Origin of the sequence: Sphingomonas turrisvirgatae (assembly GCF_001721295.1) — a bacterium.
GTDB lineage: Bacteria > Pseudomonadota > Alphaproteobacteria > Sphingomonadales > Sphingomonadaceae > Sphingomonas > Sphingomonas turrisvirgatae.
This window is the reverse complement of record NZ_MDDS01000044.1, coordinates 1-11,834: the sequence shown is the minus strand read 5'-3', so window position 1 is coordinate 11,834 and position 11,834 is coordinate 1. Positions and strand designations below refer to the sequence as shown.

The following is an 11,834-nucleotide window of genomic DNA, read 5'->3' as shown; positions in this document are numbered from 1 at the left end:
AGAAGGGTGGCCGGCCGGCCGCACCGGCAAGGACAAGCGCGACCTGGCCGTCAGGCTCTACCACGAGAACACGATGCCGATCGCCAAGATTTGCTCGATGCTCGGCATCTCCAAGCCAACACTCTACAGCTATTCCGCACGGTTGCGCCAGTACGGCGCGAAGGATGGGCGAGTGATGAAGCTGGCAGCGGCCTGCCGGCAGGCAGGCTATCGCTATTGATCTCACCGCGCGATCGGCACCTGATCGATCCGCGTGGTCCAGGACGGGCTCTTGAAAGCACGCTTGGTGTCGTAGCTCTTCTGGCCAAAGCCCTCGGAGGCAAGCCGCATCGTGTTGCGGCCGAACCGCCCGTTGAGCCCGTCGATCGCGGCGAGCAGGGCAGGGGATCGCGGATCGGGCACCGCGAACAGGTCGGCCTGGTGCGCGGTCATCGGCTCCAGCCCCTCGAGCATGACGCCGCACTTGGTGTAGACGCCGCCAGTTTCGTACATGACATCCGCCATGCGGCCCGCCATACCGCCGATCACGCGCGGATCATTGGTCGCCGGCGACAGCCGCGCTATGCGCGAGGCGGACGGCGCGTTGGGCTTGAACCGGCTTCCGTGGGCAAAGGCGATCAGGCGGGTGGCAGCGAGATCCTGCGCGCGGATCTTCTCGGCCGCGCGGACCGCGCGGCGCACCATCGCCTCGCGCAGCGCCGCGACCTCGCGCACCGGCTCACCGAAGCAGCGGGTCACCGCGGTCGCCTTGGACGGGGGCGGCTCCGGCTCGAAATCGGTGCATTCGACGCCGTTCAGCTCGCGCACGAGCCGCTCCAGCATCACCGTCCCCACGTCGCGCGCGACCTCCGGGGGGAGGGCGGCAAGATCGGCCGTCGTCCTGACGCCGAGCGGTCGCAGCCGCTCGGTCATCGCTCGCGCGATGCCCCAGACCTCCTCGACCGGCCATTGCGCGAACAGGCGCCGCCGCAGCTCGATGTCGTGCAGGTCGACCACGCCCTTCCAGACCTTCTCCGACGCCTTGGCGAGGGCGTTGGCAACCTTGCTCAGCGTCCGGGTCGGGCCAAGCCCGATGCGGATCGGCAGGCCCGTCGCACGCTTGACGGCCGCGATCACGCGGTGCGCGGCCGCCACGTCGCCCAGGCCGTTCGGGAGCACCGGCAGGCGAAAGAACGATTCGTCGATCGAGTACACCTCGACCGTGCAACTGTGCTCGGCGAGGACCTGATTGAAGCGACGATTCATGTCGGCATACAATTCGTAGGAACTGCTGCGGTATTGGATGCCATGCTCGCGGACGATATCACGAATCTTGAACATCGGCGCACCCATCTTGATGTGCAGCGCCTTGGCCTCCTCGGAGCGCGCGATGGCGCAGCCGTCCCCGTTACTCAGCACGATGAGCGGTTTATCGCGCAGCGACGGGTCGAATACCCTCTCCGACGAGCAATAGAAGTTGGAGACGTCAGCGATCGCCCACATGGCGGTCAGCCCTGCAGGTTGCGCACGGAGGCGCGGACGACGCCCCACACTTCGACACTCTCATCCGCGATCACCGCGTCGTAGCGCATCCGCGCGTTGCGGGCCTCGAGGACCGGCTTGCCGTCGCGCCAGACCAACTGGCGGATCACGAAGCCCCCGTCGACCACGGCGATGACGATGCGGCCGCTAACCGGCGTGGCGTCGCGATCGACCACCACCACGTCGTCATCATAGATTCCAGCGTCGATCATGGACTGTCCGCTGACCCGGAACACGAAGCTGGCGGCGCGGTCGAGGCGCAGCAGCGCCACGAGATCGATCGCGGTTTCCTCCCAGTCCTGGGCAGGCGAGGGGAAGCCAGCGCCGGCCGCGCTCACCACCCTCAGGCGAAACGCTGGCGGCAGATCGGCGATCGGCATCGGTTGGGACAGGGGAATCACACACGCGGACATGCGCGCATGATATGCTGGATAAGAACATGAAGGGAACGAGATTTTCCTTTTGTTCTCATTTCGCATGACTCATAGAGTCATGGATGCCGATCCGCCCCGAAAACCGCTGGCTGTACCCGATCGACTGGCCGCTGCTGTCGGACCAGATCCGGTTCGTGCGGGCAGGAGGGCGCTGCGAACGCTGCCGGCGACCGCATCTTCGGCACGTCGCGCATCTGGGCGATGGGCGCTGGTGGGATAGCGAAGCGCGATGCTGGCGATCGGGAGAGGGGCGACGGGTGAAGGTCGGCGACCTCTTCGCGCTCGACGTCGTGCGGATCACCTATGTCGTGCTGGCCTGCGCGCATCTGGATCATGATCCTGGCAATAGCGCGCCGCGCAATCTCGCCGCGCTATGCCAGCGATGTCACATGCTCCACGATGCCGAGGAGCATCGCTGGCAACGCTGGTGGAATGCGTTTCGGCTGCGCGCGCTGCAGGATCTTTACGAAGATCCGCGACACGCTCGCGCGCGAGAACGACGGCGCGGCTAACTCGCGACTGACTGGCAAGCCTTAGCTGCGAAAAAGCCACATCAGTCTCTGCAAGAACGATGCCGGAAATCTGCTAAGCCATTGATTTAACATAAGATATATTATCGAACAAAACAGGAACGTGGCTTGTGCCGGCTTGGCAACAGCGGCTTAACCAGCGGCCGAACTCTTAACTTGGCTCAATAGTCGAGGTTGCGTTTTTCCATCTGTGCGGCCGCGAGGTCCGCGACCGGACCAGCGCCTTCGGCCAGCTCGTAGATCGCTATCACAGCCCTGTCGTCGAGACGCTCGACCATTGCCTGGACCGCTGACCAGTTAGCCACGTCGAGCGCGACCGTCGTGCTTTCGTTACCGGACACGGCGATCGGCCGCATCAGCCATCTTCGACCAGCGATCGGCCGAATGCAGCATACGGTCCCTAGCATGGGGCAGAACGAGCTGCTGGGCCTCGGCAAGGTCGGCCGCTGCCCTCGCGCGGTAGTCGGCTGCGGTATCGGCCATGAAGTCCCCTCAGTTTAGGCCAGCGTTCTAAAACCCTGGCCCGTTTATCACTTGCCGTTCATCCGATCGCGGACCGCCTTCGCCGGCGCGAACGTCAGCTTGCGTGACGCCGCGATCGTGATCGCCTCGCCCGTCGACGGGTTGCGCCCCTGGCGCTCTGGGGTGTCCTTCAGCTTGAACTTGCCGAACCCGTTGAGGCTGACTTCCTCGCCGGTCGCGACAGCCGCGGTGATGTTCGCAAGGATCGCATCGATGACCTTCCTGGCGTCCGCCTTTGCGAGGCCATGGGTATTGGAGAGCTGTTCGGCCAGATCGGATGTCGTCGTCATGAACACGTCCCGGTGGTGAATGATTGGACCGGCCTTAGCCCGGTTCACGTCGCGCCGCCATCGGGAGTTGCCTCCTGCGCGCTCATCTCGCCCTCATAGGGGCGGACGAGCTTCAGGGCGTCTTCATAGCTGCCGTCGAGCCATGCCGTGAAATCGCGAGGGTGAAGGATCGCCGGCATTGCCTTGGGATGCCAGGGATCGACGGTGGGGTTGGGAGAGGTGGTGCAGAAGGCATAGGCATCGCCGCGCTCGGTCGGCCGCCACAGACCGGCGAAGAAGGCGATGGGCTGGTCGGGCAGCGAAAACCACATCTGGCGGGGTTTGCCATCGTCGCCCGTCCCGCCGTCGGGATGCGGCTCGGCGAAGTGCGTGAACGGGACCAGGCAGCGCCGATCGGGATTCGCGATCGACGGCTTCCACATCGACGATGCGAGATTCCGCGCATTGGTGACGAACTTGTCCAGCTTGACCGCCGGGTCGCGCTTGCTCGCTACCTTGGTCGGGAAGCCCCATTCCATCGCGACCGGTTCGAGCGGACGGTTACCCTCCCCTGCCCGCCTGACGACCAGTCCGTAGCGCGCTGTCTTCTTGCCCGTCGGGAAGATCTCGCGCGGCACCGGGTAGGTCTCGTCCTCGGGATAAGGCGGCTCGAATCCGACCGCCCGCATCACCGCGGCCTGTTTGGCGCTCAGGCGATATCGGTTGCAGATCGATCGGCTCCTTCATCGTGCCCAGGTTAGAAGAACTCCCGGCCACCACGATACTCGCGCCAGGCATTATCCCATTTCGTGCCGACGTCGCCACTAACCGGCCGCGCGCCGACGTCGAATCCGGCCATCACGTCGTCGATATGCGGTGCCGGCGCCGGCGTGTTGAACGGCGCGATCCCGCGCGCCTTCAGGTGCCAGACATAGGCGCACTCGTGATCGGTGACCGGCGCGGCCTTCCCCCACGCCACGTCCTGGAACTGGCGCTGCGCCGCGCTCCTCGGCCGGCGCTCGCGCAGACGCAGCGCATCGTAGAACAGCAGATGCTCGCGCAGCAGCGCCTCGTAGCGTTCGATCGTGCGCGGGTTTTCGCCGTCCTGCTCCACCGTGCCCACTCCGTCAGTACGGGTGAAAATCCTCGCCAAACTCAATCCGATATGCTAGGCTTTGCAAGCCTAATTCTGACCAGCACGGTCAGCCACGGATTGAGGAAGGAGCGGCCATGTTGAACCACGAACCTGGCCAGATGGACTGGGATCGGTTCCCAATCGGTGGCTCGTCTTCAAACGGATATATCAATCCTAGCAACATGTACGATCAAATGACGCATGTAGGCCGGGAGGCATTGGCTGAAGCCACTAGACACGATGAATTTGAGCCACCCGAAGTGAGCGACAACTCACATGCAAAGCTTTTCTTTGTGTTTATTGCAATAGTAATGGCTTTCGCCTTCATCTTCACTCCCGGCCATTCCTAAGCTGGAACCGCCTCGGATCGACCGGAGCGCCATCCTTCCATAATTCATAATGAAGGTGCGAACCGGTCGATTTCCCGGTGCTGCCAACACGCCCGATCACCGCCCCAGCTTCGACCGTGCTGCCGACCTGGAAGCCAGACCGATCCTGCATGTGGAAGTATTTGCTCTGCGACCCGTCGCCGTGCTGCAGGACCACATAATTGCCGGCCCCGTTGGCCTGGAAGTCGTTTCGGATGACCTGGCCCGATGCAGGTGCGCGGATCTCCGTCCCTGCTGGCGCGGCAATATCCACCCCTCGGTGATGCCGGCCGGGCTCGCCAGTGACCGGGTCGATCCGACCACCCATTCCCGAACTCAGCCGCCCCGAAATCGGCAGCATCGCACGTTCACCGCGCGGGACTTCGTAAACATGGCTGGTGCCAGCTCCGATCCCGAGATTGTCACGGACCCAGTTGCGCGCGCCCTCAACACCGGGAAGTGTCGTCGTGATCCACGCATCATTGCGCTCTTGGACATGGTCACCTAGCTGACCCGCCGTCCCTCTCGCCTCGTCGACACCGTTGCCGACCTCGAATGCACCACGGGTGATGCGCGCTGACGCATTCGGGATCGCGTCTGCGACATTGCCGGCCAAGTCGAGATCGCGCGAACTTTCGCGGATCGACACGTCCGGTCCTTGTGCCCTGACACCGGCTGCGCGCTGGTTGCCCCATTGGTTTACCGCACCCGGGGTCGCCGATGCGGGGCCATGCAACTGCCCCGACAGACGCTCAGGCACGCTTACACCCAGTTCGTCGCGGACCGATGCGACGCGGCGCTCCATGAATTCGCCAAGCAGGATATCGCGCACCTGTTCCTGTTGCGGCGTGCGCGGCATGACCATGCCTGGCGTCCACCCGAACTGCGACAGCGTGTCGTCGTCGAGAAGCCGCTCCTGGGCATACACGACAAACTCCTGGCTCTCGTTCCGATTGAGCGACCAGCCCCGCGCCGAGGCCTCCCTGACATCGTTGCTGACCCGCTGGAACGTCTCTTCGGCTCGAGTTGCTTCCAACGACGCCGACCGCGATTCCCCGACGCTGACGCCCAGCTTCTGCGACAGCGACCGAACCTCGCTATCTCCGCTCGTGCTAGATTCACGCATGAATTCGTCGCGTGCTGCCCGGGCCTGCGTCGAGTTAGTTTCCTTTGTAATGTAGTCTTGTAATTCCCCGTAGGCGTTATCGGCCGACAGCGTCCTGTTCGTATTTTCGGTCGCGATCGATGCGATTTTACCGCTGAGGCCAGCCCTTCCGGTGACGCCCCACAACTTCTTAAGAACTTCTATGCCGGCGTTCGCGTCGCCTGTGGTCTGCGAAGCACGGGCGACTTGCTGTGCATCGGACTCACTAAGACCAAAGCGATTGCTCAGTCCGGTGGAAAGGCTCCGAGATGCCTCCGTCATTCTGGTGATGCTGTTATTGAACCCCGACCCCGTCTCGGTCGAACTACCACGCCGATGCTCAGCGGCCGTCAACAGATCCGTCGCCGTCGTCGCCGTCGCGTTCCAGGATTGCGATGCCGCGCTGCGGAGCGACTGGGTGTGCGTCTGCCCGTCCGAGAGCGCCCGGCTCATGCTGCTGTCGAACCCGGCGGTCCGCGTCGGCGTGAATGCGAGGTTCGAGATGCCCTGGCGGGTATCGAACGCGTTGGTCCCGTCCGCGAAGCCGTACGTCACGCCACCGTCGGCGTTGGTGAACGTGCCGACCGAATAGCCCGAATTGAACTTGGGCTGATCGTCGAACTTGTTCGCCTGGGTCATGCCCGACGTCAGGTTCTGGAATGAGGTATTGCCGTACGAGTAGTTGCCGGTGGTGCGCTCGGTCGCGGCCTGTTCGGCCGCGCTGTGCGCCGGTTGCAACATCGAGGTCGCATGCCCCGCGATCGCCATCGCGCCGCGCGCCATCCCGCCGGCGATGAACGGCACGCTCATCATCAGGAAGCCGGCGAGCGTCGAGATCGATTCATTGACGCTCGCCATGCCGTCCGAAACCAGCAGCGTCGGCCCGATCGGCGCCGCCGCATGGTAGAGGCTCGCCGCCCTGCTCATCACGAACATGTGCAGGATGACGTAGAGCGGCCCCCAGGAGGCGAGGTAGAAGAACCCGGTCGCATAGCCCTTCAGCGTCTGCAGGCCGGTCCTGGGGAACAGGAACAGCGGGAAGAGCACCGGGAACATCGCGTAGAATACGACCGTCAGGACGATGCCGAGGAGCGGCACCCAGGTCATCGCCTGCGTCGCGATTGAGGTATAGGTGTTCTTGGCCTGCGCGTCCGCGCGCTGCGACGCATAGGCGTCCCACCCCGCATCGGAGAAGCTCTCGCGCGCGGCCAGGAACGCGTCGATCATCGAGATCTGCTTGAGGTACGAATAGGCATCGGTCGAGGTGCCGTGCATCTGTGCCGCGACCACCGGCAGGTCATCGCGGATGCGCTGGGCCGCGATCGTGTCGGCGATGCCGGGATAGGCGTTCCTGGCGAACGGGATCAGATCCTTGTCGTAGGCGGTCTGCCACTGGGCATCCATGCGCGAATAGGCTTCGTTGCACGGGATGATCGAGTTTTCGGTGGTGCCGGGGCCTGTCGAGGTGATCCACCGCTGGCTGCGCGCCGGCGACCCCGGCCCGATCGATTCCCACAGATTGCTGGTCTTGGTGAGATCGTCCATCGCCTTGAACCCGAGCAGCACGTCATAGAAGGTGCATTGCTTCAGGTGTTCGTCGAGGTTCGCGCGGAACACGCTGTCCGTGATCTGGAAGGTGCGCGCCTTGTCCATCAGTCGCGCGCCGTAGATCATGCCGTTGTTGGTCAGCGCGAGCGCGTTGGGCATGACGAACACGGTCTCGGCCGAGCGCGTCATCCAGTCGCCGACCTGGCTCGTGAACGAGGCCATCACGCCAAGGCCCAGCGGCACGTTGTCGACCACCGAGGGCGCGAGCGCGGGGTTAATCCGGTCGGTCACCTTCACCGTGACGGTCGGGACCATCAGCATCATGTAGATGAGCGTCGACTGGAGGAACCAGTTGAACCACGCCCGCCAGTCGAGCGAGAAGGCGACGACGAACAGCGAGTAGATGAAGCCCATCACCATCACGACCTGGAGCATCGAGCGGTAGCCCCCGCCCCCGGTCCATGCCGCGACCGCGTTGAAGACGTTGACGATATATTCGCCCCCGCCGATCGTGAAGACTTCGAGCCCGCCCATCGCCGTCGCTCCCTTGCCGCCGTGTTACCGCAAGCCCTGCGCGCTGAGGCCGCGTCCGAACCGGAGCGAAGCCGACAACTGCGGGCTCATGGTGTTCTTGAGGGTGGATTCCATGAACTGGGTGTATTGGATCACCCGGTAGGTATTGGAGATCTGCCCGGCCATCTTCTCGCTGCGCCGCGACAGCTCGGTCTTCACGCTGTCGACCTGGGCGCGCCACGCCTTGAACTCGTCGGTCGAGACGAACTTTGCGCCCGCCTGCGCCTGCGAGATCGTGTCCAGCATCCGGTCGAGCATCGACATCAACATGTCGATCGCGACCATCTCGGCGAGGGTCGCGCGATCGCCGCCCGACAGGCCCATGTGCGCCGCCTCGTTGACGACGAGGATCTTGTAGAGCGGGATCGAGGTCATCCCGAGCAGCGCGATCTCGTCACCCGACAGCGCGGCGTTGGAGCGGATCTTGCCCGACATGCTGTCCATCGCCTTGAGGACGCGCGTACGCAGCGCCTCGTTGGTCGAGATGCTTAGCTTGGTGGGCGTGGGCTTCAGACACCCCTTGTCGTCGGTCGTGTCGCACTGCCACACGTCGGTCGGCGCCGAGGCGGTGCCGTCGAGCAGCGCCTGATAGGTGTCCCAGCTGGCCGGCGCGATGAACTGGAACGCGCCCATGCTGTCTTTCGCCTTCGTCGCGTCATAAATGATCGTGCCGACCATCGTCATGAGGAACTCGGCATATTCCCGGGACGGTTTGGTTGCGCTCTTGGCGTTCAGTGCATACCAGGTGTAATTCTTCGACTGGACCAGCTCGGCGTCGTCGCCGGCACGCGCGATCGTATCCTCACGCTCGCCCTTGTTGGTGCAGCCGTGGCGCGCCGCGGCCGCGTCGGAGAAGAAGCCCTTCGCCCCGCCGACCTGCTGGCAGATCGTCGAGGACGCCCCGTCCATCGCCGGCCACAGCGAGCCGACCGCCTGCTGCGCCGCCTCGCAGGAGGACATGTTGAACGCGTTCAGCTGCTGCACGCGCTGGCTCATGTCCTTCATCACCCCGCCGATCTGCGCGGAGATGCTGTCGATCGCGAGCTGGAAGGCGAAGCCGATCGCGTTGTTGGCGGTCGCCTTGAGCATCGCCACGATCTCGTCGGCGTTGATGAACGAGAATGACCCCGCGAACAGGTCGATGCCACCGCAGCCGCCGCGCGCGCTGGGGAGCGCGACGCTGACCGGGTTGATCGACTTCTGCGGAAAGCGGCTCCACAGCGAACCACCCGAGTAATAGCCCGCCGACTGCCCCTGGAAGGCGGTCGGGCCGGTCACGTTCGCGGCCGCGCCCGACTTGTTGAAATAGCTGTTCATCTCGCCCTGGACGTCGGCCATCGCCGGCGTCGCGACGAGACCGCCAAGCGCGAGGATCATGCTGGCCTGCGCGAGAACCGCGGCGCAGAAGCGGACGATCGAGCGGACCATCAGAAGTCACTCCCGGGCTTGACGCTGGTCAGTGTGAAGATGCGGTTCATCACCTCGTCGGCCGCCATCACGCCGTAGCCGATCGGCATCGGCTGCTTGGTGACGGTGTCGAACAGGACGAGCGCGGGCACCTGCTGGCCGCGCATGCCCATCGCCTTGTATTGCCCGGTGTCGACCGTGTAGTTCGGGAAGGCACGGGTCGGCCCGCCATCGAGCGAGATCGCCATGACGGTCAGGCCGAAGCGATCCGAGACGCTGCGCATGATCGGCCCGAAGGTCTCGCACGCGGCGCAGGCCGACGAGTAGAAATAGAACACGCCGTACCGCTGGGAGATCTGCGACAACACGCGCTCGCGATCGGCGTTGCGCGTGTCGAGCCAGGTTCGCTTGCCCAGCTGGCTGACGGGGCGCTGGAGCGTGTAGTCGAGGTCGGGGTTCTGCCACACCGTGCGCTGCCACATGTCGGCGAACGACGAGGCGCGATCGAGCTGCTCGCGCTGGAAGGCGATATAGTGGCTGATGTTCTCGGGCGTCGGCTCGAGGATCGCCCGCGCCTTCAACTCCTCCAGCTGTTTCGAGATCGCCGCAAGCTGCTCGGCCGACGACCGCGCGGGCTGCGCCGACCGCTGCTCGGCGGGCTTGGCTTTGGGCTTGTCGCAGTAGAACCAGGTGCCGAGCCGCCGTTCGCGGCAGTAGAAGTCGTCGCCGGTCTGCGCCGCGACGCGGTCGGCCGATCCGAGATCGTCCGCGCTGCCATAGCTATCCTGACCGCCATCGCGGCCGTCGTCACCGGCATCGCGGGTGGACGACACCGAATCCGGCAGCGGCGTCAGCTCCTGCGCCGTCGCCGGCGTCAGCACGGGCGATGCGACCGAGAGGATGAGAGCGAGGGTCAGGGCCTTGCGCATGTCAGTCGTCCTTCTTCTTCTGCTTTTCGCGATCTTCCTGTTCGCGGCGGGTGAGGTAGGATTTGAGCGTTCCGAGGAGCGACGGCTCCTTGAGCGACACGAGCTGCGCCATGTCGTCGGCGAGGATGCGGAACAGGTTGCCGTACACCCCGATGATGAGGTTGCGGGCGTGCCGGCGCGGGTAGAGCGTCTCGCCCCGGCGCAGGATGAGGTTGGCGCGGATCAGCCGCGCGATCGTCGGTTCGAGATCGGCCACGCACAGCTTCGTATCGAACCAGCTGTCGAGCGTCGGGATAAGGAACCCGGCCGGGTGCGGTCCGGCGCGCAGGAGCGCGATCAGGACCGCAAATTCCGCGACCGACAGGTCGGGAAAGGGACGATGGTCCGACAGTTGCGTCACGCCGGTCATTTGCTCTTCTTCGCGTCGTAATAGGCCTTGATCCGCTCCTGGATCTGGCGCGAGGTTTCGATCTCGTCGGGCAGCTTCGCGGCGTCGACGAACTCGGCATAGACCTCGGTGAAATCCATCACCGACAGGTCGAGCCGCGAGAATTCGTCGAGCGTGAACCCCTTGCAGGTTTCCTTCTTGGCGCTGCCCCACGGCTTGTTGATCTGCGGGCGTCCCTGTTCCTGCAGGATGCGCGACAGCTTGCTTTCGAAGCAGCAATAGGCCGTCGATTTCGATGTGCAGATGCCCAGCACCTTGTCCGAGCAATAGTCGCCCAGCTTGTGGCACATCCCCATGCGGTCCTGCACGTCGAGAAGCTTCTCGTCGTTCGAGCACATAAACATGGTGAGGAATGGCGTCGCGAGCGCGGCGATCGCCACCGGCCCGCCCGCGATCGCGGCCGCGCCGGCAGCCGTGGTGATGAGGCCCGACGCCTTGCCAGCGCAGCAGTTGACCAGCCCGAACACCGGCTTGTGGCAGGTCTGCCGCTTGCCCGAAAACAGCGTCAGCGTATCGGGATCGAACTCGGCATTGGCCTGGCCCAGCGCGTGCAGCCCGACCACGGCGTCCTTGAACTCGGTCGACGCCTCGCGCTCGACCGGTTCGCATTCGCCGTCGATGCAATAGACGTCATCACCGCAGATATATTGCTTGGGATCGGTCGAAGGCGGCGTCGGGACCGGGCATTTGTAGACCTTCGTCGTGACCTGGCACGGACCGGACTGCGGATCGTCGAGGCACTCGTCACGCAGGAAGGTGCATTTCCCGCCGTTCTCCAGATCGCTGCAATCGGACGCCTGGGTGATGCGCTGACAGGTGAACGGGCGCGACCACGCCCAGCACGATGCCGTGACCGACACACCGTCGATGATCCGCGTCTCAGGCCCCTCGGTGCAGACCTCCGGGCCGGTCGCGATGCAGGCGGTGTCGGACACCAGCGCCGGACAGCTTCCCTCATTGCGCGTCAGCGTGACCTCGCGCGTGCCCTCCTTCCTGAGGTACACCG

The 11,834-nt window shown here is 64.5% G+C and carries 15 protein-coding genes; 3 read left to right on the top strand and 12 right to left on the bottom strand.

What is annotated here, in order from left to right; genetic code table 11:
- Nucleotides 1-220 (top strand): helix-turn-helix domain-containing protein (locus tag BFL28_RS21310; protein WP_241527348.1); only part of this gene is annotated, 220 nt, incomplete at its 5' end.
- A 2-nt stretch (nucleotides 221-222) separates the two neighbouring features.
- Here BFL28_RS21310 and BFL28_RS14550 read toward each other — a convergent pair.
- Nucleotides 223-1,482 carry a Y-family DNA polymerase gene (locus tag BFL28_RS14550; RefSeq protein WP_069321268.1) on the bottom strand — a complete coding sequence of 420 codons (1,260 nt, stop codon included), beginning with the start codon at nucleotides 1,480-1,482 and terminating at the stop codon, nucleotides 223-225.
- A gap of 5 nt (nucleotides 1,483-1,487) precedes the next feature.
- Nucleotides 1,488-1,901 carry a LexA family protein gene (locus BFL28_RS14545; RefSeq protein WP_007406310.1) on the bottom strand — a complete coding sequence of 138 codons (414 nt, stop codon included), beginning with the start codon at nucleotides 1,899-1,901 and terminating at the stop codon, nucleotides 1,488-1,490.
- Between the two features lie 116 nt (nucleotides 1,902-2,017).
- Here BFL28_RS14545 and BFL28_RS14540 point away from each other — a divergent pair, with 116 nt between their 5' ends.
- Complete coding sequence (locus BFL28_RS14540) at nucleotides 2,018-2,467, top strand: hypothetical protein (protein WP_007406364.1); 450 nt, start codon at nucleotides 2,018-2,020, stop codon at nucleotides 2,465-2,467.
- A 179-nt stretch (nucleotides 2,468-2,646) separates the two neighbouring features.
- Here the strand turns inward: BFL28_RS14540 and BFL28_RS14535 are convergent, their stop codons facing one another.
- From BFL28_RS14535 to BFL28_RS14520, 5 genes are read right to left on the bottom strand one after another with little or no spacing between them, the layout of a single operon-like run.
- Nucleotides 2,647-2,841: a hypothetical protein gene (locus BFL28_RS14535; RefSeq protein WP_010409232.1), complete on the bottom strand. Its 195-nt coding sequence runs from the start codon at nucleotides 2,839-2,841 to the stop codon at nucleotides 2,647-2,649.
- A complete protein-coding gene (locus tag BFL28_RS20980; protein ID WP_007406311.1) occupies nucleotides 2,816-2,968 on the bottom strand; it encodes a hypothetical protein in 153 nt (50 codons plus the stop codon). The genes BFL28_RS14535 and BFL28_RS20980 overlap by 26 nt, the downstream gene beginning before the upstream one ends.
- Before the next feature lie 47 nt (nucleotides 2,969-3,015).
- Nucleotides 3,016-3,297, bottom strand: a complete 282-nt coding sequence (locus BFL28_RS14530) for an HU family DNA-binding protein (RefSeq protein ID WP_010409234.1) — start codon at nucleotides 3,295-3,297, stop codon at nucleotides 3,016-3,018.
- Nucleotides 3,298-3,341: 44 nt separating this feature from the next.
- Nucleotides 3,342-4,007 (bottom strand): SOS response-associated peptidase, encoded by a 666-nt coding sequence (locus BFL28_RS14525; RefSeq protein WP_277600230.1) that lies wholly within the window; start codon nucleotides 4,005-4,007, stop codon nucleotides 3,342-3,344.
- A 26-nt stretch (nucleotides 4,008-4,033) separates the two neighbouring features.
- On the bottom strand, nucleotides 4,034-4,399 hold the full coding sequence (locus BFL28_RS14520; protein WP_241231411.1) for a hypothetical protein: 366 nt from the start codon (nucleotides 4,397-4,399) through the stop codon (nucleotides 4,034-4,036).
- A 107-nt stretch (nucleotides 4,400-4,506) separates the two neighbouring features.
- Here BFL28_RS14520 and BFL28_RS20775 point away from each other — a divergent pair, with 107 nt between their 5' ends.
- Entirely contained in the window at nucleotides 4,507-4,761 is a 255-nt protein-coding gene (locus tag BFL28_RS20775) for a hypothetical protein (RefSeq protein ID WP_029623254.1), read from the top strand.
- Here BFL28_RS20775 and BFL28_RS14515 read toward each other — a convergent pair.
- From BFL28_RS14515 to BFL28_RS14495, 5 genes are all read right to left on the bottom strand, one after another.
- A complete protein-coding gene (locus BFL28_RS14515; protein ID WP_069321266.1) occupies nucleotides 4,742-8,005 on the bottom strand; it encodes a conjugal transfer protein TraG N-terminal domain-containing protein in 3,264 nt (1,087 codons plus the stop codon). The two genes, BFL28_RS20775 and BFL28_RS14515, sit on opposite strands and share 20 nt — an antisense overlap.
- Nucleotides 8,006-8,029: 24 nt before the next feature.
- A complete protein-coding gene (locus BFL28_RS14510; RefSeq protein ID WP_037494469.1) occupies nucleotides 8,030-9,472 on the bottom strand; it encodes a conjugal transfer protein TraH in 1,443 nt (480 codons plus the stop codon).
- Nucleotides 9,472-10,380, bottom strand: a complete 909-nt coding sequence (gene traF / locus BFL28_RS14505) for a conjugal transfer protein TraF (protein WP_024310614.1) — start codon at nucleotides 10,378-10,380, stop codon at nucleotides 9,472-9,474. Before traF ends, BFL28_RS14510 begins: the two co-directional genes overlap by 1 nt.
- 1 nt (nucleotide 10,381) lies before the next feature.
- Nucleotides 10,382-10,789: a hypothetical protein gene (locus BFL28_RS14500; RefSeq protein WP_037447140.1), complete on the bottom strand. Its 408-nt coding sequence runs from the start codon at nucleotides 10,787-10,789 to the stop codon at nucleotides 10,382-10,384.
- Nucleotides 10,786-11,834, bottom strand: a 1,049-nt coding sequence (locus BFL28_RS14495) for a conjugal transfer protein TraN (RefSeq protein ID WP_131818662.1), incomplete at its 5' end; no start/stop codon positions are given. The genes BFL28_RS14500 and BFL28_RS14495, both read right to left, overlap by 4 nt.